Origin of the sequence: Bacillus thermotolerans (assembly GCF_000812025.2) — a bacterium.
Lineage (GTDB): Bacteria > Bacillota > Bacilli > Bacillales > Domibacillaceae > Quasibacillus > Quasibacillus thermotolerans.
This window is the reverse complement of sequence record NZ_JWJE02000003.1, coordinates 104054-124556: the sequence shown is the minus strand read 5'-3', so window position 1 is coordinate 124556 and position 20503 is coordinate 104054. Positions and strand designations below refer to the sequence as shown.

Here is a 20503-nt window from a genome sequence, read left to right as displayed (position 1 = left end):
CAGGGGAAAAAGGATGTTATAAATCAGGGGGAGAAGAAGGATATGAGAATTAATCAGAACGTAGCGGCATTATATGCGTACAATCAGTTTTTCACTCATTCGACGGCGCAGGCTCGATCCATGGAGAAGCTTAGTTCTGGGCTGCGGATTAACCGGGCAGCTGATGATGCGGCAGGACTGGCCATTTCGGAAAAGATGCGGGCGCAAATACGCGGGTTGGAGCAGGCGTCACGCAATGCGCAGGACGGCATTTCGCTTCTTCAGACGGCAGAGGGGGGCGTGAACGAGACGCATGCCATTCTGCAGCGGATGCGGGAGCTGGCCGTGCAGGCAGCCAATGATACGAACACAGGGGTAGACCGGCAGGCGATTCAAGAGGAGATCAACCAGCTGACAGCTGAAGTGACGAGAATCGGTGAGACGACGGAGTTTAATAAGATCAAGCTTTTGAACGGAGGGGCTTCCACTCGAAGGACTACCCAGATGTTGGCTGATAATCAAAGCCTAGGCCGTTCTTCCACGGTACAACAGCCCGCTGTAGAAGGAGGATCTTTAGTAGAAGAGCCCCGGTCGGCAAATCAGCTGGCGGACGATACAATAAGTAGCCAAACAGTTCACACAACCAATTCATCTTTGTTAGCAAGTACAACTAGTTTATTGAGAACAAGCGACAATAAAGCAGCTGGTTTGTCTATCAATTTATCTATTGGTGGTACATTGATAGATACGGTGACTGGAACAGTAGACGCGGTCGTCGAAACAGTGGATAAAGTAGTAGGCGGATTATTAGAGGGGGAGAATTCAGGAGGATCTCAAGAAGACAGCGGTTCTATCAGCGATCCCTCTCCTATAGGGGAGGAAGATTCCAATCCTGTCGGTGACAGTGATACTACTCATCCCTCTGAACCTCCGTCAAGTACAGGCGAGGGAGCGGATACGCCGACAACCGAAGAAGGTACAGCTCTGCAACCTCCACATATAGGGTCACCTAAAGAGCAATCTTACCGCCTCACATTCCAAGTAGGAGCAAACACCGGCCAAACAATGACGGTGGAACTGGAGGATATGAGAGCGCATGCGCTGAAGATCAGCGGCCAGGCTGGTGGAAAGGTGCGGTCGGCGGACGGGACGGCGGAAGCTTTTTATACAAAGGGTGACCGGAACGGCATCGTGGCACTTGATGTTTCTACTCATGAGAAGGCGGCCGCAGCGATTAAGATATTCGATGAAGCAATTGGGACCGTGTCTTCCTTCCGTTCACGGCTAGGCGCTTATCAGAACCGCTTGGAACACACGATGAACCACTTGCACGCGTCGTCACAGAATCTGACCGCTGCTGAATCGCGCATTCGGGATGTAGATATGGCGAAGGAGACCATGAACCAGACAAAGCATTCCTTGCTTGCTCAAGTGAGCTTGGCGATGATGGCACAGGCCAATCAGGAACCATTCCGTATTTTGCAGCTGCTTCAGTCGTAAGAGGTTGATAAGCCGTTTGTTTGATCTGTTTTCAAAATAGTAAGATAATATGGTGATAGGTTTTTAAGTTAAATAAGTTGATCTAAACATGTGAATCGTGTACGTTTAAATCGTACACGATTTATCTTTATGATATAAGGAAGCCGATGGTTCAATATAATAGAGGAGGCTATACGAATGACAAACGTATATGAGTTTAGTGTGAAACAGACAAATGGAGAAGAAAAGTCGTTAAAGGACTACGAAGGCAAGCCGTTATTAATTGTAAATACAGCGAGCAAGTGCGGATTGACACCGCAATTTAAAGGACTGCAGGAGCTGTATGATCAATATAATGAGCAAGGGCTGGAGATTTTAGGGTTCCCTTGTGATCAGTTTAATAACCAGGAATTCGATAATATCGATGAAACGATGGAATTTTGCCAGAGGAATTATGGCGTGACATTCCCAATGTTCGCGAAGATTGACGTGAATGGCGACAATACAGATCCGTTGTTTCAGCATTTAAAGGAAGCAAAGAAAGGCGTACTTTCCAAAAATATTAAGTGGAACTTCACGAAATTTCTTGTAGACCGCAATGGCCAGGTCGTTGAACGGTATGCACCGACGACAGAGCCAGAGAAAATTGAAGCTGACATTGAGAAGGTGCTGTAAGCGGGAAAGAATCAACAGAAGGGGGTGGACAGCTTGGAGAAATTCGCAACGTTAGACAACCAGCTTTGCTTTGCCGTGTATGAAGCCGCGAGTGAGTTCAATAAGCTTTACACGAAAGCGCTGCACCCGTTCGGCTTGACGTATCCGCAGTATTTAGTGCTGCTGGCGCTATGGGAGAAGGACGATGTTACGTTGAAGGGGCTCGGGGAGCGGCTGAACCTCGGCACCGGGACGTTAACACCGATGATCCGCAGAATGGAAGAAAAGGGCTGGCTGAAGAAGGTGCGGTCGAAAGAGGATGAGCGGCGGGTGTATATTTCGCTAGAGCCAAAAGCGTGGGAAGAAAAGCCGGCCATCACCGAACAGATCAGCCGCGACATTCAATCGTGCCAAATTGAGTTGGAGGAATACGACCAGCTCATGACGCAGCTGAATACACTGCGGAAGAAGATAAAGGAAAGACAAGGATGAGTTATGTATGACGAATAAAAAGGTGCCTCCCCGTGGTTGGATGTGGGAGGCACCTTTTGCTTTATCGCTTTAAAGTGGCGGGGGTCAGACCCCTTTTAATATTTAAACGAAGCAATCACCCGTTTGAGCTCGTCGGCCATGGTGGAGAGGGAGCGGGCGGATGCGGAGATTTCTTCCATTGCCGCTAGTTGCTCTTCAGTCGTTGCGGCGACTTCCTCTGAAGCGGCCGCGTTTTCTTTAGCGATCATCGTTAAGTCATGGGTCGTCGCTGTGACCTGCTGAACAGCAGCCGACATTTGCTGGGCTGTGGCGGAGACTTCCTGCATTTGCGGGGTGATCTCCTTCGTGCTGTGCAGAATCTCATTGAATTTCTCAATCGCTTCATTCGAGATTTGGACACCGGTCTGCACATCGTCTGTGACACGGGCCATAATTTCAACGGAGCTCTTCGTATCCTGCTGGATGCCTTGGACAATGCCCATGATTTCACTGGCCGATGATTGGGACTGCTCAGCGAGCTTCCGGACTTCATCTGCTACCACAGCAAAGCCTTTTCCGTTTTCACCGGCTCTCGCTGCTTCAATAGCCGCATTTAACGCCAGCAGGTTCGTCTGATCGGCGATTTGTGTGATCACATCGAGAATCGCGCTCACTTCCTTCGAGCGCTCATACAATGACTGAATCATCGCATCTGACTCGGCGACGGAGGCGTGAATCGATTTCATCTGATCAACCGTGCTGGTGACCGCTTTTTCTCCTTCCTCTGCCTGCTCAATCGTGCGTTGAGCAAGCTCTGCGACGTGAGAAGAATGGTCGGCAATTTGAGTCACACCGGTGGAGACTTCGTTCAGCGACTGAACCGTTTCTTCCGCGCCATTTGAATGCTGCTCGGCATTTCCAGCCACCTGCTGAATCGACACAGCTACCTGTTCGGTCGCCGTACTTGTCTGTTCGGCACTTGCCGTTAGTTGTTCAGAGGAAGCAGCTACCTGCTCCGCGTTTTCTTCAATGTTCCGTATTAATTGCTTTAAGTTTTGCTGCATCGTTTGGAAGGCTTCACCAAGCTGGCCGATTTCGTCTTTGCTTGTTACTTGGATCGGTTCTGTTAAATCCCCATTGCTGATCGTGATCGCTTGTTCTTTCAGGTTATTCAGCGGACGGATGATGGACTTAATAATCAGGTAAATCAGCGCCGCACCGACCAAGTAAGCGACCGCAATGACGATTAACGTCTTTCGCAAAATCGGTGCGGCCGCTTCTTCGGTTTCAGACTTCGAAATCGTGCCGGCGATTTTCCAGCCGGTCAGCTCATTCGTCGCAAAATTCGCCAGCTTCTCATCTCCTTCATATTCATAGCCGAACTGTCCGTTTTCTTCTTTATATAATTGATCGATAAATGGATAGGTGATTTCCGTTCCTGATTCTACTGTAGGGTGAGCCATAGTGACACGATCAGTATCCAGAAGAAATGCGTAGCCTTCTTCGCCGATCTCCAGCTGGTTCACAAGTCCTTGTACGTGATCAAGCAGCAAGTCGACGCCCATGACGCCAGATCCATCATCGGTCGTGCGGGAAATGGTGACGACCATGCTGCCAGTTGTGACGTCCTGATATGGCTTAGAGATGACAGTCTCTCCTTGCTGGTCCATCGCCTCTTTATACCAGTCTCTCGTTCTAGGATCGTAAGTGGATGTGTCGGTGATTTGCGGCTCTTCAATGAAGGCGCCGGATGACGTGCCGATATACGTGCCAATTACTTCAGGATGGAGCTCAGCATACTGGGCTAATCGCTGACGCAAAGCAGGGATGTTCTTTTGCTCAAAGTGCTGAGCTGTGGTGTTTCCGGTAAATGTGCTTACATCATGTACTTTCTGTTCGATCGTTTCCGTAATGGATGAATCGAGCAAGCGAATGCTGTCTCTGAACCCGTCCTGAATCTCCTCCTCAACTGCTTCTCTGGCTGTAGAATAAGCCATGGCGCCAATGATGAGACCAGGGATAATTAATGTGAGCGCAAAGGCCAAAATGAGCTTTGGCCGAAGGCGGCTGAAATATGTAAAGATCTTCCTCATGCTAATACCCTCTTTTCTGTCTTGTTCGTAGTTGACCGGGATACGGTGTGTATTGATTAGGTAGTAAGCACCGGGTCAACCCTCCTTATTCATCGGCTATGATTTTTATTTTTTAAGTTTCAGAGAGAAAGTTTCCTTGCTTTTTGCCCTTTTTTTCTGGAGGCTCGTGTTAAGATAGTAAGAGATTGCCAAACAGGTAGAGAGGGGAAGGGGAACGTGAAATCATTTTGGTTAAAGGCAGGCGTCCTTGCGCTGCTGGCAGGGGGGTTAGCGGTGCCGGGACATGCTTCAGCGGACATACCGGACTGGGCCAGTTCATGTGCGGCTTACGGAGAATTAGAGCCAGGAGAAAATCCATCTTTTCAGCATGCGAACTGTTTATTGACGAGCGCCGCACTAGATAAAGGCATTCCGCCTGAAGTGGTAAAAGCCGTAGCGACACAGGAGAAGGGTGACTGGAAGCAGTTCGAGGCCAATGGCAAGGCTGTCGTTTCCGGTGACAATGGCATCGGAATCATGCAAATTACAAATCAGACGGCTTACAATCAAGAGAGACTCAAAACGGATATTTACTACAATATTGAAAAAGGGGTAGAGATTCTCGACAACATGTATAAGCGGACCGATCTGCCCAAAATTAAAGGGGCAGGAAAGCAGGTCATCGAGAACTGGTATTTCCCCGTGATGGCGTATAACGGCATCAAGCCGACGAATAGTCCGCTTAAGCAAGCGACAGGCGAGGTGAATATAGGCGCCTATCAGGAAGAAGTGTTCGCTGAAATCGAGAAAAATAGCTTCTTAGGTGACACGAAATTAGCTGATTTTCCTTTTACAACCTCCGACTTTGGCTATGAACAAGGCAGCACGGAAAACATTCAATTTTTGAAGAAGGAATATATAGTAACAGAGCCGACACATGAGTCTGTTTATCTCTTAAAAGAAGGAGACAAGGTGGTGGTGACGGACGGAGAGGCAGGTCTGCGCCAGCAAAACAGCACTGCAGGCAGCAAGCAGAAGCTGGCTGAATTTACTCGTTTACTCATCGATGGCGACTTCACACACGACGAAAGACGAGACAGCGTCAACCACTTTGTCTGGTTTCCGGTGAAAACCATGGACGGCAAGCAGACTGGTTACATTCCATCTGCTTATATCGAGAAGCTTACATTTGTCTTTCCTGACGTGAGCACGGCGCACCGGTTCTACCGGGAGATGTACTCCTTGAATAAGAAGGGCATTATTCAAGGGCTTCCAGACGGTACATTCGCACCGGACAAAACGGTGACAAGAGCACAAGCCGCCATTATGATCAGCCGTGCGCTTGACTTGCCGCTCGGTTCAGGTACTACACCATTCTCGGATGTATCGACAGCCAGCGAATCAGGCAAGCATATTGCTGCCGCTTATAAGAAGGGAATTATTCAAGGGTTTGAAGACGGAAAGTTTCACCCGGGTGAGACGGTGACCCGTGAACAAATGGCGATCTTTTTAGCTCGCGCCTTCGAGCTAGAGGAGAAAGCGAGTGTTTCCTTTAGCGATGTAGCATCAGGCATGAAAGCCTATGAATCGATTCAAAAAATCCTAGCGGCAGGTATTACAGAAGGCTATGAAAACAACACCTTCAGACCGACTGCAAGCGTGACGAGAGCACAGCTTTCTGCTTTTCTCTTCCGCGCCTTAGATGAATGAACGCAAAAAAGCTGACTCCATTGTGAGTCAGCTTTTTCCTGTTACAGCCACGTATACTGCTTGCCCCAGCTTTCTTTGGCTAATTCTTCGATGCGTTCAACGATCTCCTCTTCCACCATGAACGTGTCTCCTTGCTCGTACGGGTTATAGTGGAACGCGTACATGCGGGCGACGAACTGGTCAAACGGAAGGGAGGCTTCGCCTTCCTGCTCGCCATGATCCTTCACAGAAGGCTCGATGCCTTGACCCCAGTTCTGGCCGCTGTCATTATTCGGATTGTAGAAATAGATCCGGTAATCTCCGCTTTCATCCTTTGCGATGCGCTGGATGGACACGGCATGAAGTCCGAGCAGATCACCGTGTACATTCGTAATATAAATGCCTACAGGGTTTGGATAAATCAACTCGTGTCCTTCGTTGTACTCCGGATGATGCGTGGCATAGAACAAGCGGACGAAGCCGGAGTAATCCGTTACTGCTGTTGTGATCGGGTCGATAATATTCGCAAAGCCGCGCGGAATCCACTCGCCGTAAAATTCGGGGTTCACCCATTTGTGTCCGTCTTCGCCGCGGAGCTGGGTGCGCTTCATCATTTCATTGTAAATCTTATCAAGATGCGGAACGAGTACCTTGGATACCGGGTCCAGCTCCTGGTGAATTTCTTCAGCCACTCCGCCTTCAAGGTTGGAGGAGTGAATCGGTTCCCCTTCAAAGATCATGTCAATGTCATTATCCCTTGCGGCTCGGGCGATAAATTCCATCAGCTGTCCAGGGCCGTGCTGTGCCCATAAGCTGATCGCACGCGCGGATTGACAGGTCGGGTTCATTCCTTGACCCACACCCAGTGGCTGGCCGAGTACACTGATCGTTCCTGATACAAGAATGGCGTTGGCTGTTAACCCTTCCTTCTTGTTTTCTGGTGTCAAGAGAAGCTTCTTCACCTCTGGATGAATATCGAGCTCCAGCAGGCGGCGCAGGCTTGGGATGACCGGCTCCCGTGATAACAAGCCGCGGTCAAGTGTTTTCGATAAGCCGTAAATAGACTGAGCGGTATGCGGATGAACCGCAATTTGAATAAGGTCGTGCACGAGTTCAGACTGCTCGTTCAGCATGGCCTGGCCCGTTTCCGATAGACGGAGGGTAGCGGGCAGAAGCTCTGGCTGCTGGCGGTTTACATGCCGGATGAATACTGCATGGAAAGGAGAAACAAGTCCGGTTTCCTCCATGGATTGCGCAAAGGCCTCCGCTTCTGCCTGCAGCGCCTCCTCGGAAGCATCCTTTAAGGCCAGATTATAGTCACGGAGCCTGCTTGCCTGCTTCGTTAGCGGAGTAGGCGTCTCAATCGCTTCCGCGTACCTTTGCAGGGCAGCTTTTGCCTGTTCATCAATGTTGGCGTCCATCATCTGTTTCGCCATCGTGATCATTTTGACAATCCGGTTCACCATAATCGGGCGCTGAACCGTTAGGCGGTCGATTTCCATCACAATTTGTTTAGCAATCGCTTGGAAGGACAGCTGCTCTCCTAAAAATCGGAACAGCCTTTCCGCCCGCTGAATGTGCTCTCCATCATTAATCCGGGATTCCTCGGTTTCCGCCGGGAACAGGATATCGAGGTTCAATGCGAGCACTTCGTTCAGGAAGGTGCGAGCTTCTCCCGCAGTGACGGACTCATGCGCATAGGTGCCTTTTGCAATGGCGAGCATGCGCAGTTCACTCAGCAGTTCGACGACGGAGTTGACGCTTTTCAGCTTTAAGGAGCCGCCGACAAAAGGAGGCTGCAGCTTTTCAGCTTGTTCCCATGGTCCGCCTTTAAACACGCCTGCCTCCTCAAAACGAGGGGCATAACTGAATAGCTGTCTGATTCCTTCATCTGTATTCGCAAGCTCAATCGCCTGCTGGAATAATTCCGTTTGGTACATGCTTTTCGCATAAGGCTTGGCCTGTTCAAGCGCTTCAAGCGCCTGTTCGAACTTTGTATTGACCGGGTTACTTTGGCTTTGAGCCTCCATTGTTTTTTCCTCCCTCACCAGTATCCGAAATAAAATTCTATTAAAGGTAGAAATCATGCTTTTCATATTCCGTCAGCAGCCTGCGCATTTCCTCACTATCGTCTCCAAAGAAAAAGATCGTTCCGTAGTGGTTTCCGAAGCCCACCCGTTCGGCGACCTTGCTGGTAGCCGGGATAAACATATCGTGTTTATCAAAGTAGGGGTGGGACTTTAATTCTTCAGGGACATCCAGACGCTCGATGACCCGTACCCGTGGATACACCATTAAGCTGCCGGCATAGCCTTTCGGGGGTTCCGTGTCTTTCGGAAAGAAGGCGTCAAGCTCTTCTTCGGTTGTATCCGGGTCGCTGCAAAGAATTTGCGCCTGGTACGCACTGAAACCGTAGGCACGTTCAATTAAATCAAAGATATGGCCTCCAGGAATCCGTGCGGCCACTTCACCAAAGTTCAATGTGCCGTCTGGTGAAATGAAAAATTCAGGGTGAATAACTCCATATTCTACTTCAAACGAAGCAATGAGCTTTTCGATTTCTTTCTTGATGCGCGGCCGCCATTCCTGAAGGGCGGATGAAGCTGGCACGAAATTGGAATGCCCCAGCTTGATGTACTCAGTTATATTAAGAAATTTCACTTTTCCGTTATGAATAAACGCTTCACAGGAAAATTCTTGGCCATCCAGGTGGCTTTCCATTAAGCATGGGAAATCCTCTTCTGGAATATCGCTTATATCGGCGGCATTATGTATCACTCTGTGGCCGACCGCGCCTGCCTTATTTAAGGGCTTGACGTGGATGGGATCAGCCGGGTCGCCGTCTACCTTGATCAGCGCTTCGTTGACCCGTTTCAGGAAGCGGTGGATATCCTCTTTGTTATACGCTTCCTCGAAGACGCCGACTCTCATGCCGGCCATTTGCGCCTTTCGCTTCATTAACCCTTTGTCTCTAAGAAGAAGCGAGCGGTTAAAGACGCGTGGATCGTCGCGAAAGCGGGCGTTTAAGGCGCCGGCCCATTCGACCGTTTCTTCATACAACGGCACGGCCAGTTCCACACCTAATGCTTTCAGCTGCTCATACAGCTCAACGGATGTTTCGTTGAGGCGCTGAAACTGCCAGCCTACAAATGAAATTTCGTTCTCTTTGGCGAATGATTCAAATTCAGGAGGTCCGACTACTACAAAAGGCCGATCGAGCTTATCGATAGCCTCAATTGCCGGCAGACTCCAACCAAGCAAAGCTGTTACTTTATTGTTGTTTTGTACACGTTCCATATCCTTCTCCCCATCCTTCACTTCAAATAATAAAAAATAACAAAATAATAAAGCAAGGCTTAAATACCCTCATTTTTAAGAATATAAACTTTTTTTAGAAAAGAAAGTTTATTTATCGGAATTTAAAGGTATGTAAGGGAGGTAGCTGACAAAATATCCTAAGGAGTGGTTGAATCAGATGAGCACTTGGTACACAGCATTAAGAAAGTACTTTCCGGCAAATGAAATGAAATCGAAGGCGCATTTTGACAGGCTTTTAACCGGCCAAGCACCGCGGTATAAGGTGGAAGAGGGGCCTGATTACGTGCTGGTTTCTTTTGAAACAGAGGAGTTTGTGTTTGTTGACTTTATATTGGTACATAGCGCAAACCGAAGCAAGGGTGTCGGAAGCAAAGTGATCAACCGGCTCAAACAGAAGGGCAAGCCGATTATCCTTGAAGTAGAGCCGGCTTCTTCGGAGGATCCGGATACGGGCAAGCGGATTCGCTTTTATGAGAAAGCAGGCTTTAAAGGCATCGATAGCCTTCAATATACACGCATTCATCCGGTGACAAAAGACGTGAATGAAATGAAGCTTTACTATTGGGCTCCGGCGCTCAAATGTGAAAAGTGGGCAATGGATGTCATGGCCATCGTCTACCGGGAAGTTCACGCCTATTGCTCAGAGGAGCTTTACGGTGTACCGCCTCAAGATATGGAAGAAGTGCTCGTCTTGAGAGAAACGGCTTTAAGGGCAGCAGAATAACTAAAGGTATACACATAACTGAAAAGCGCGCTATGAGACGCAGGCTCCTTGGGCTCAGCGTCTTTTTTGCCTGCGAGTATGCTCGGTTTTACCGATAGGCAAACAAATGTAAAAAAGCTTCGTCGGCGCGTGTATCATAATGTCGGCGAAGCTTTTGTTATATATAAAACGCATTAGTGTCCTTCTGTTACATCTCTTGCACGATCGTTGTTCAGGATCGCTAAGAACTTAAGGGAATACAGGGCAGACAATCCAACAAGAATATAAACGAGTCTAGACAGCCATGACTCCTGACCACCGAAAATAGAAGCAACAAGGTCAAATTGGAATAGACCGACTAGCAGCCAGTTTAATCCGCCAACAATCAATAAAATCAGTGCGATAGAATCTAAAGCTTTCACTGTTGAACACCTCCCTCGTTCGTTTGATGTTATAAGTGTTTACGTTCGGGAGGCAGATTAAACATATTTTTGCTGAATGGTGTCAAAACCGGTCGTATTTTTTAGATATTGTGCTCGCAAATAGACTGCAGTGAATAGGCGGATCCTTGCTGGACAACGGCTCCATCTTCCATTAATTTTACTAAATGGGCCTCTGTCGTTTTCTGGGCGACACCAAACACGCTCGGATGAATATAGCCCTCGTACATATACTTCGTTAAATCATAAGCGGTCAGCTGGCCATGCTCCGACAGCATTTGCTGAATTTGTTCTTCCCGATGCAGGCGGCGGGTGATAACGAAGTCAATACGTTCATACGGGTCGGTCACCCATGTCCCGTGCCCAGGGCCGAGCTTCTCAAGGTCCAGCTGCTTTAGGCGTTCAAGGCTTCGAAGATAGTCGCGCATATTTCCGTCTGGCGGTCCAATCCAGGTCGTGCCTTCTGACAGGATATTATCTCCAGCGATCAGGATCTTTTCTGAAGGGATGTATAAGCTTAAGTGGCCCGCTGTATGACCTGGTGTATGTAAGATGCGAATGTCCGCACCACCGACTTGGATCGTTTCCTCATCCGCTAGTGTTCGGAGTTCATCCTGAGGATGAAGAGCTCCGCTAATCGCTCGCTTGTCACGTTCGTGGCAATAGAAGGCCAGTTGCCAATCCGTCAGCTGCCGGACACCGGGCACGTGATCCGGGTGGTGATGGGTGAAAATGATGGATGACGGCCTGGCCAGTCCGTGTTCTTGCACGGCTTTTTCCAATTCCGCTCGTGTGGAGGGATGGTCATACCCTGCATCTACTAGTACACTTTCTTCTGCGTTTCCGATAAGGTAGCTGTTGGTTGCTGTGTGCGGCCACAAGGTCGGAGTAGAAATAGGCACCCGCACGGCTTGAATAGTCATTTGGAGAGACATCGGCTCATCCTTTCTTATGTATTTTAACCGTTGTTTAAGTATTCAGTATTATCAGTAAATATCCTTCATAAATCGACATAAATTTGAAAAAACCGAGAATAATAAAAGAAGGAGGGGTTATCTATTCCTCCTTGTAAAACCGCTCACCCGTTTCCCGGTTCATATACACGACCATCTTTTTGCCTGTCGTCGGATCAATAAACCGTTCTTTCGTACGGGAGAAGCCTTCCGGAACCTGCTGTCCGTGTCTCAGCTTGAATCGCCGATCCCAAATAAGCCATGAGCCGATCAGCAGAATCACAATGACAATCACTTGAATCCCATAGAAGGCAACGATCCATTCAATCATTTCATCTCAGCTGGCTCTGCAACGACAGCGGTCCCGTAAGCAACAATTTCACTCATGTTCTGGCCAATCTCTCCGGAGTCAAAGCGCATCATGACGATCGCATTCGCACCCATGGCGTGCGCATTCTCTACCATGCGGTCCATCGCCTGTTTTCGGGCATCCTCAAGCATTTCTGTATATTGGTTAATCTCCCCGCCAACTAGTCCCTTTAAAGAAGCCACAATGTCTTTTCCGATGCCCCGCGCCCTGACAGTTAAACCGAATACTGGGCCCTTCACCTCTGTAATGGTATAGCCGCTAATGGCTTCAGTCGTTACGATCAGCATACGTTCCACTCCTTTTATATAAAGTGCTTTCTATTTAGTATATTCTATCTGACTGCATAAACGCACGTTCATTTTTAAAAAAAAGAGAGTGTGTCAAGACAAAGCTTGACACACTCAAAAGTGACAGTTAAAGAGCTATAGGCAGTGATATGTAGAAGGTGATACCGGCCCCACCTTCGCCGTATACCGTGACAGCCAGTGTTGCTGTCCAACCTAAATTCAGTATACAAGAAAGCGCTTTCAAAATCAAGGAGATTTTTAACTTTTTTCTAAAAATAAGTATGAATTCTTTCCAACAAGGGAAAAATGGACGGTTTTTTAGCGGAAGGGCTCCATCCTATGTTTAATCTCGTCTCTTTAGGTGAATCAAGTAGTAGAGGCATTGAACAGCAACAAGGAGGGACATACATGCCAACATTTGAACAATACAATAAAAGCTTCCTAAACGGTGAGTGGACGGAAGGAAACAGCGACCGCACAGGCCAGATTATTAATCCGTATGATGAATCAGTCATCGCCACCGTGAAGCTTGCTACAAGAGATCAGCTGAAGGAAGCATTTGAAACAGCAAAGCAGGCGCAGAAACAGTGGGGACAAACCTCTGCTGAAGAGCGCCAGGCTGTCCTGCAGAAAGCAGCAGACTACTTGAAGGAGAACAAAGAGGATATTCAAAAAACGATCTCCCGTGAAACAGGCGGAAGCGCCGTCAAAGCGGACGTAGAGCTCGGGCTGACGATCGGGCTGCTTGAGCAGGCAGTCAAGTATGCCGGCGAGCTTCATGAAATAAAAGAAGTAGAGGATAACATTGAAGGAAAGGTGAATCGCGTACACCGCTTGCCGCTTGGCGTGATTTCTTCTATTTCTCCGTTTAACTTCCCGATGAACCTGTCTATGCGTTCGATTGCGCCGGCTTTAGCGCTTGGGAACGCAGTCGTTCATAAGCCGGACCTGCAGACAGGCTTAACCGGAGGCGTCATCATAACGAAGGCCCTTGAAGAGGCAGGACTGCCAAAAGGCGTCTTTAATATGGTCTTAACGGATCTTGAAGAAATCGGCAATGAAATGCTTGAAAATCCAATTCCGCGTTTGATCGCTTTCACCGGTTCCACACCTGTCGGCAAGCTCATTGGCCGGATTGCCGGCGAGAACTTTAAGCGCGTGGCTCTTGAGCTGGGCGGTAACAACCCATTTATCGTGCTTTCTGATGCAGATGTGGACCGCGCCGTTGATGCAGCGGTCTTTGGAAAGTTCATTCATCAAGGGCAAATCTGCATGATCATTAACCGTTTAATTATTCATAAGGATGTGTATGGCGAGTTTAAAGAGAAGTTTATTCAGCGGGTGAAGGAGCTGCCGGCTGGCGATCCGAGCGATCCGAAGACGGTTATTGGACCGCTTATGAATAAAAACCAGCTGAATAAAGCACTCGACATCATTGAAAAAGCGAAGCAAGCCGGCACGAACGTCGCGCTTGAAGGGAAAGTGGAAGGCAACATCCTGACTCCATATGTATTCAGCGAAGTGGATAATTCCAGTGCGCTTGCTCAAACAGAATTATTCGCGCCGATTGCTTCACTTATTAAAGCGGAAACCAATGAGGAAGCCATTGACATGGCGAACGATACGCAATATGGCTTAAGCTCAGCCATTTTCACAGAAGACTTGGATCGAGGGGAAGAACTGGCGCTTCGAATAGACAGCGGCATGACCCATATTAATGACCAGACCGTAAACGACAGCCCTGTTGTTCCGTTTGGCGGCAACAAGGAAAGCGGTATGGGCCGGTTTGGCTACCCTTGGGTAGTCGAAGAATTCACGGTCACAAAGTGGGTATCGAAGCAGACGAAATACCGGGATTTCCCGTTTTAATATAGATCAAGGGAAGGTTCTTAAGCTTGTGTAAGCGAGCTTAGAACCTTCCCTCTGTATTTTTTATTTGTACATAACTACAGAAGAGTTTGAACTTATCTAGCAATTAAATAATATCTATTGAAATATCAAATTGGTGTAAAAGGCGCAGTTGTAATATAGTAGGGATAAGAAAAAAGCTTGTATATGCTAGTCGGTAAATATTTCAGAATATTCTTTATATTGTTTTGCCAGGCTATAGACTATTTAATAAGGAGGTTGTTGTATGGAGGAAAGGACACAGTTAGATAAGACGATGAAGCCGCATTGGATTTGGGCGATTGCGTTAGGATCTGCCATTGGGTGGGGAAGCTTTGTCTTGCCGGCAGATTGGATGGCTGGTCCCGGACCGCTTGGTGCGATCATGGGTTTTGGTATTGGCGGCCTCTTAATGATTCTTATCGCTGTTAGTTACGGGTTTTTAATTCGGCATTTTCCGGTGTCAGGCGGGGAATTTGCTTATGCGTACCTTGGTTTTGGAAGAACGCATGCTTACGTTTGCGGGTGGTTTCTAGCACTCGGATATATGAGTATTGTTGCGCTGAATGCATCTGCTCTGGCGCTTTTACTCAAATTTACGATTCCTCAAGCGGCCATGCAAGGGCGGATGTACAGCATAGCAGGCTGGGATGTCTATGCGACAGAGGTAATGATTGCGACAGCCGCTTTGCTCTTGTTTGCCTGGTTGAACATTCGCGGAGCGTCTTTCTCGGGACGTCTACAGTTTATCTTCTGTGTTGTACTCGTGCTAGGAGTGGCAGCTCTTGGGCTTGGTATGTTTATGCATCCTGACTCTTCCCTCTCTCATTTACAGCCAGCTTTCAATCCGGAAGTTCCGGCTTTATCAGCTATTTTAACGATCGTGGCGATTGCTCCGTTTGCTTTTGTTGGGTTTGATAACGTCCCGCAGTCGGCGGAAGAATTTGATTTCCCTGCTAAGAAAGCATTTTCATTAATTGTGTGGGCACTGGTGGTTGCGACAATTATTTACGCGGTGAATATTCTTTTTACTGCAGTCGCGATGCCGTGGCAGGATCTGGTCGCTATGCAGTCTATGTGGGGAACAGGTGATGTCGTGTCGGGAGCGTTCGGCAACGTAGGATTGCTTGTACTGGCTCTAGCTATTTGTATGGGGATTTTTACAGGATTGAATGGATTTTTTGTATCAGCAAGCCGCTTGTTGTTTGCGATGAGCCGAGCCCGCATTTTGCCGGAGGTCTTTGGGAAATTACACGCTAAGCACAAAACGCCATATGCAGGAATTATTTTCACGATGGTTGTCTGTTTAGTGGCTCCGTGGTTTGGCAGGCAGGTACTGCTGTGGATTGTTGATATGGCTTCTATCGGTGTAGCTGTGGCCTACTTCTATACATGCTATGCTGCTTACCGCATGTTTAAGTGGTCGGGGAAAGAGGAGGCGATTGAAGGAGCCGTCTCACCGATAGGCAAGCTGTGCAGCCTGCTAGGTGTCATCAGCAGCCTAACGTTCGTTGCCTTGCTTGCCATTCCAGGTTCTCCCGCCTTTATGGGTGTACCGTCTTGGATGGCTTTAATCGTATGGCTTGCCATTGGGGCCGTCTTCTACTTTGTGCGCCGCGAAGCGTTCAATAACATTCCAAAGAAAACGATGGATTATTATATTTTTGGCGAGCACAGCCATTTAGTAGAAAGGCTTGGCCATCAGGAGCCGGAGAATACAGATCAAAAGATTGCACCTTAATTGGAGAGAATAATAGAAATAAAAGAAGTTTTTAGCCTTGCTTTTTGTATGGATAGGGTAAAAGGAATGAAAGAGAAGGATGTAGAATAAATTCCAGAGGTAAAAATTGGTCATCCAGAATAGGAGGAGGTAATATGAAGGAGCGCTACCCTGTCTTGAAGGAAGCAGAACCGTTTTATTTTGAAGGCGGTAAAACGGGAATTCTTGTGATCCATGGATTCACTGGATCTACTCAAAGTATGCGGCCGCTTGGTGAAGCGTACGCGGATGCCGGCTACACCGTCTGCGGCCCCCGGCTCAAAGGACACGGCACTCATTACGAGGATATGGAGCAAAGCACGTATCAGGAGTGGATCGCTTCAGTTGAAGAAGGTTACGAGTGGCTCAAGGAGCGGTGTGAGGAAGTGTTTGTCACTGGGCTTTCGATGGGCGGCACGCTGACGCTGTACATGGCACAGAAGTATAAAGATATTAAAGGAATTGTTCCGATTAATGCGGCGATCGATATACCAGATATGAGCGCCATGGAAGGAGCGACTGAGCCCCGTTTCTTAGATGCGATCGGTTCTGATATTCAAGCGGAAGGTGTGCAGGAGCTCGCTTATGAGAAAACGCCCGTTCGATCCATTGGCGAGATTACGGCTCTGATGAGGACGGTAAAAGCACATCTTAGCGAGGTGACAAGTGATGCGCTGATTTTTGTTTCGAAAGTGGATCATGTCGTTCCACCGGATAACTCCCGCGAGATTTTTCAGAAGATCTCTTCGCTGAAAAAAGAAATCATCGAGCTCGATAACAGCTATCACGTCGCAACGCTTGACCATGACCAATCAGTAATTATTGAACAAACGCTTGCGTTCGTGCGGAAGCGCGCCCAAGCTAAGAAGCATTCTTAACCCTATACGCCGAAAAGCCAGAGAGCACTGGCTTTTCGGCGTTTTTATGTTGGCTGGCTTTAAACATACTGAACTTTTTAAATGCCTATTAATAACAAATCATTTGTTCCGATATAACGAGTGAGACAGCAAATAAGCAAGCAATCAAATGAAAGATCCGGGGCAAGGATTATTATTTATAAAGAGTAAGAGTAAAGGAGAAAGCAGATGCGTATTGGTGGACTAGCAAGCGGCATGGACATTGATCAGATGGTAAAGGATTTAATGACCGCTGAACGGATGCCGGTCAATAAATTAGAGCAGAAGAAGCAATTTTTGGAGTGGCAGCGTGACGATTACCGCGACATGAACAAAACCTTATTTGAGTTCGACAATATGATCTTTGACGGAGTTATGAAGCAGGCGAACTACATACAGAAAAAAATCAGCGTGTCGGATGACAGCGTAGTTTCTGTGCGGAATTTAAGCTCGACCGGAGATTTCACCGGTACGATTCAGGTCAAACAGCTGGCTTCATCGGCGACGATGGCAAGCAGTGCAGGTGTGGGAACGAATGTTGATCCAAAGAAGACGATTAAAGAACTATTCAGTCTCACAGGCGAGCAGACGATGAAAGTAAGCGCCATCGAGAAGGATGGTACGCTTGGGGAGCCTAAGGAGATTACCTTTAATGCTGACGAGGAAACGCTAGACGGGTTAATCGTCAAGATTAACAACCAGACAGGTGTTTCCATGTTTTTCGATAATGCTTCTGGAAAAGCATCTGTCATGGCGAAGAATTCAGGAGACGTAGCGGGTGGAGCAGAGATCGTACTAGACGGAGCCTTTTTTACCAAGCTGAATTTGTCTGCTGATAACACAGAGGCAGGTGCTTACAATACAGCGGGCCAAAACGCAAAAGCAGTGCTCAATGGCTTGGAGATTGAGCGCGCGTCTAACACATTCAGTATCAATGGCGTGGAGTATACGCTGAAGAAGGCAGATCCCAATACCTCAGTGAACATTTCCGCTTCAGCAGATACTGATAAAGTCTTCGAGACGATTAAGGGATTCGTTGATAAATATAACGAAGTGATTGAGAAAATTAACGGTGAACTCAATGAAAAGCGCTACCGGGACTACCAGCCGCTTACAAAGGAAGAGCGTGAGGCCCTTTCTGAAAAGGAGATTGAGCTATGGGAGGAGAAAGCCCGCAGCGGTACGCTCCGAGGGGATTCTTTATTGTCGAGCGGCCTGAATCAAATGCGGTCTGTGCTGTATGAAACGGTAACGACGGCAGCCGGGAATACACATTTGACAGATTTCGGCATCAGCACATCCAGCAATTACTTAGACCGAGGCAAGCTGGTTATTGATGAGAAGAAGCTGAAGGAAGCTATCGCAGAAAACCCGACGGCGCTGTATGAACTGTTCACAGCGGACGGGGAGACCGAAGCGGAACAGGGGATTGCCCGTCGCCTAAGAGAAACAATTTCAGACACGAGAAGTGCGGTGGAGAAACGGGCAGGAAAAGCGTCCAGTGTTAATAACACTTTCACGCTCGGGCGCACGCTTGAGAACATTGAGGATCAGATCGACCGTTTTCAGGAAAAGCTGATCACCATTGAAGACCGCTATTGGCGCCAATTCACCGCCATGGAGAAGGCGGTTCAACGCTCCAACGAGCAAATGGCTATGTTAATGAATCAATTTCAATAAGGCTCTATAATCATGACGTGAAAGGAGTGTTTTTCATGGGAATGAAAAACCCTTACCAGACATATACAAATAATGCTGTAACGACTGCTTCTCCAGGGGAGCTGACGCTCATGCTGTATAACGGCTGTTTGAAGTTTATTAATCAGGCGAAGAAAGCGATCGCCTCTAAGGACATAGAAGCAAAGAATACGAATATCCAAAAGGCACAGGCGATTATCCAGGAACTGATGGTGACCTTGAATATGGAGGTAGCCGTTTCTGAGAGTCTTCTATCGTTGTATGACTACTTAAACCGTCGTCTCATCGAAGCGAATATAAAGAATGACGCAGCTATTCTGGAAGAAGTGGAAGGGTTCGTGACGGAATTTCGTGATACTTGGAAGGAAGTTATTCAGAAGAACCGGCAGCTTCAGCATGCGGGTACGGGCGGTCAAGTGTAATGCCTAACGTAAAGGCGTGCTATGATGTAACAGAGAAGCTGTATGAGCTGCTTATGAATCCAGTGTCCGACCGTGATCAAATGGTGGAGGCAATCAGTGAACTGCTCGATAGAAGAGAGGCGCTGTTGAAGAGCTTAGCGCCGCCTTTTACAGAAGAGGAGCGTCAGTTTGGCCGGGAGATGATGGCCCGGCAGAAGATCATTGATGACAAGTTGTTTAAGCTGAAGGCGGACATCCAAAGGGATATGCAGCAATTAAGGAGGAAAAAGCAGTCCGCGAATAAATACACCAACCCATACAGCGCTCTTCAGGTGGATGGCGTATTCTACGATAAGAAAAATTAACTTGTTCTTGCTCCTTTCTTAGACAGATTTTTCTACCTTTGTTGAAATTCCGACAAATGTTTTTAACAGGTTAGGCAGGAGTTTTTATAGGGAAAGAGAAATATATACTCATAGTTATATGTAAAGGAGGAGTTTACATGTTGGACTACAACATCCGTGGCGAGAACATTGAAGTAACTCCGGCGATTCGTGAATACGTCGAGAAGAAGATCAGTAAGTTGGAGCGGTACTTTACCGAGTCTCCGAATGCTACTGTTCATGTGAACCTGAAGGTTTATTCCGATAAAAATGCGAAAGTCGAAGTCACTATTCCAATGAAGGATCTCGTTCTTCGGGCAGAGGAACGAAATGAAGATATGTATGCGGGTATCGATCTTATTGTGGATAAGCTAGAGCGACAAATCCGTAAGCATAAGACAAAAGTGAACCGTAAGTTCCGTGAGAAAGGCGACCCGCGCGATTATTTCGCGATCACACAAAGTGAAACTGCCGCTACGGAGGTAGAAGAAGATACGGATGAGCTGACTGTCGTAAGAACAAAGCAGTTTAGCTTGAAACCAATGGATTCAGAAGAAGCTATTCTGCAAATGAACCTTCTCGGCCACAACTTCTTCATTTACACAGATGCTGAAAGCAATAATACAAACATTGTGTACAAACGTAAAGATGGAAAGTACGGTTTAATCGAAACCACATAAAGAATAAAGGATCCCGCTGCCGGCCGGCAGCGGGATTTTTTGTTTTTTATAGAACCTGTTACTTTTGCCTGAACGTAGTCTCATCGACTGGCTTGCTTGCTAACTGTGAACTAAATGATGTGTGATCCGCAAGGCTATGCGGATGAAGAGGGGCCTAAGGGAAAGAAAAGAAGGAAAGAACCACGAAAATAGTAAAAAGCTTTATGGCCGCGATGGATGTAAAAGGAATAAAAAGGAAATATATGGTTAGGTTTTTCCTTTTTTGAGATTAGGCCCTTGCGCTACGTTCTATTACTGCTTTAAACGGGTAGCATACAAACATGTTGGGCGGGTTGGTAATCTTCGCTATTGCCTCCGTTTCAGCGAGCTCATTACATTAAAGGA

General features: G+C 47.6%; 19 protein-coding genes and 1 pseudogene. 12 read left to right on the top strand and 8 right to left on the bottom strand.

What is annotated here, in order from left to right:
* The first annotated feature begins 42 nt into the window (after window positions 1-42).
* The 3 genes from QY97_RS02580 to QY97_RS02570 all read left to right on the top strand — a co-directional run bounded on the left by QY97_RS02580 (window position 43) and on the right by QY97_RS02570 (window position 2604).
* Window positions 43-1479 carry a flagellin N-terminal helical domain-containing protein gene (locus QY97_RS02580; RefSeq protein ID WP_039230967.1) on the top strand — a complete coding sequence of 479 codons (1437 nt, stop codon included), beginning with the start codon at window positions 43-45 and terminating at the stop codon, window positions 1477-1479.
* 177 nt (window positions 1480-1656) lie between these two features.
* Window positions 1657-2133, top strand: coding sequence for a glutathione peroxidase (locus QY97_RS02575; RefSeq protein ID WP_039230965.1), 477 nt, complete (start codon window positions 1657-1659; stop codon window positions 2131-2133).
* A 33-nt stretch (window positions 2134-2166) separates the two neighbouring features.
* Window positions 2167-2604, top strand: coding sequence for a MarR family winged helix-turn-helix transcriptional regulator (locus QY97_RS02570; protein ID WP_039230964.1), 438 nt, complete (start codon window positions 2167-2169; stop codon window positions 2602-2604).
* A gap of 95 nt (window positions 2605-2699) precedes the next feature.
* Here QY97_RS02570 and QY97_RS21220 read toward each other — a convergent pair whose 3' ends face one another.
* Together QY97_RS21220 and QY97_RS21215 are read right to left on the bottom strand one after the other, a co-directional pair.
* Entirely contained in the window at window positions 2700-3647 is a 948-nt protein-coding gene (locus QY97_RS21220) for a methyl-accepting chemotaxis protein (RefSeq protein ID WP_456297779.1), read from the bottom strand.
* Window positions 3639-4580, bottom strand: a pseudogene (locus QY97_RS21215) (HAMP domain-containing protein); the annotation flags it as partial. The pseudogene QY97_RS21215 and the gene QY97_RS21220, both read right to left, overlap by 9 nt.
* A 312-nt stretch (window positions 4581-4892) precedes the next feature.
* Between QY97_RS21215 and QY97_RS19775 the strand changes: the two are divergent.
* Complete coding sequence (locus QY97_RS19775) at window positions 4893-6365, top strand: S-layer homology domain-containing protein (protein WP_083965753.1); 1473 nt, start codon at window positions 4893-4895, stop codon at window positions 6363-6365.
* 41 nt (window positions 6366-6406) lie between these two features.
* On the opposite strand, the gene QY97_RS02550 is transcribed toward QY97_RS19775, so the two are convergent.
* Both QY97_RS02550 and QY97_RS02545 read right to left on the bottom strand, forming a co-directional pair.
* Window positions 6407-8374 (bottom strand): hypothetical protein, encoded by a 1968-nt coding sequence (locus QY97_RS02550; protein ID WP_039230959.1) that lies wholly within the window; start codon window positions 8372-8374, stop codon window positions 6407-6409.
* A 40-nt stretch (window positions 8375-8414) separates the two neighbouring features.
* A complete protein-coding gene (locus QY97_RS02545; protein ID WP_039230955.1) occupies window positions 8415-9641 on the bottom strand; it encodes an ATP-grasp domain-containing protein in 1227 nt (408 codons plus the stop codon).
* A gap of 178 nt (window positions 9642-9819) precedes the next feature.
* On the opposite strand from QY97_RS02545, the gene QY97_RS02540 reads away from it, so the two are divergent.
* Window positions 9820-10386 (top strand): N-acetyltransferase, encoded by a 567-nt coding sequence (locus QY97_RS02540; protein ID WP_039230952.1) that lies wholly within the window; start codon window positions 9820-9822, stop codon window positions 10384-10386.
* 173 nt (window positions 10387-10559) lie between these two features.
* On the opposite strand, the gene QY97_RS02535 is transcribed toward QY97_RS02540, so the two are convergent.
* The 4 genes from QY97_RS02535 to QY97_RS02520 form a co-directional block, all read right to left on the bottom strand.
* Window positions 10560-10787 carry a DUF378 domain-containing protein gene (locus QY97_RS02535; protein ID WP_039230950.1) on the bottom strand — a complete coding sequence of 76 codons (228 nt, stop codon included), beginning with the start codon at window positions 10785-10787 and terminating at the stop codon, window positions 10560-10562.
* Window positions 10788-10888: 101 nt separating this feature from the next.
* Window positions 10889-11740, bottom strand: a complete 852-nt coding sequence (locus QY97_RS02530) for an MBL fold metallo-hydrolase (RefSeq protein WP_039230948.1) — start codon at window positions 11738-11740, stop codon at window positions 10889-10891.
* Window positions 11741-11861: 121 nt separating this feature from the next.
* Window positions 11862-12089, bottom strand: coding sequence for a hypothetical protein (locus QY97_RS02525; protein ID WP_039230947.1), 228 nt, complete (start codon window positions 12087-12089; stop codon window positions 11862-11864).
* Window positions 12086-12415 (bottom strand): YbjQ family protein, encoded by a 330-nt coding sequence (locus QY97_RS02520; RefSeq protein ID WP_039230945.1) that lies wholly within the window; start codon window positions 12413-12415, stop codon window positions 12086-12088. Before QY97_RS02520 ends, QY97_RS02525 begins: the two co-directional genes overlap by 4 nt.
* A gap of 408 nt (window positions 12416-12823) precedes the next feature.
* Here QY97_RS02520 and QY97_RS02515 point away from each other — a divergent pair, with 408 nt between their 5' ends.
* From QY97_RS02515 to hpf, 7 genes are all read left to right on the top strand, one after another.
* Window positions 12824-14284 (top strand): aldehyde dehydrogenase family protein, encoded by a 1461-nt coding sequence (locus QY97_RS02515; protein WP_039230943.1) that lies wholly within the window; start codon window positions 12824-12826, stop codon window positions 14282-14284.
* A 265-nt stretch (window positions 14285-14549) separates the two neighbouring features.
* Entirely contained in the window at window positions 14550-16043 is a 1494-nt protein-coding gene (locus tag QY97_RS02510) for an APC family permease (protein ID WP_039230941.1), read from the top strand.
* Window positions 16044-16177: 134 nt separating this feature from the next.
* Window positions 16178-16939, top strand: a complete 762-nt coding sequence (locus QY97_RS02505; RefSeq protein ID WP_039230939.1) for an alpha/beta hydrolase — start codon at window positions 16178-16180, stop codon at window positions 16937-16939.
* A gap of 207 nt (window positions 16940-17146) precedes the next feature.
* A complete protein-coding gene (locus QY97_RS02500) occupies window positions 17147-18637 on the top strand; it encodes a flagellar hook-associated protein 2 (protein WP_039230937.1) in 1491 nt (496 codons plus the stop codon).
* A gap of 35 nt (window positions 18638-18672) precedes the next feature.
* Window positions 18673-19077: a flagellar export chaperone FliS gene (fliS, locus tag QY97_RS02495; RefSeq protein WP_039230936.1), complete on the top strand. Its 405-nt coding sequence runs from the start codon at window positions 18673-18675 to the stop codon at window positions 19075-19077.
* The gene (locus QY97_RS02490; RefSeq protein ID WP_039230933.1) at window positions 19077-19421 is read left to right on the top strand and encodes a flagellar protein FliT; all 345 of its coding nucleotides are present in this window, start codon (window positions 19077-19079) and stop codon (window positions 19419-19421) included. Before fliS ends, QY97_RS02490 begins: the two co-directional genes overlap by 1 nt.
* A gap of 137 nt (window positions 19422-19558) precedes the next feature.
* On the top strand, window positions 19559-20119 hold the full coding sequence (gene hpf, locus QY97_RS02485; RefSeq protein WP_039230930.1) for a ribosome hibernation-promoting factor, HPF/YfiA family: 561 nt from the start codon (window positions 19559-19561) through the stop codon (window positions 20117-20119).
* The last annotated feature ends 384 nt before the right edge of the window (window positions 20120-20503 follow it).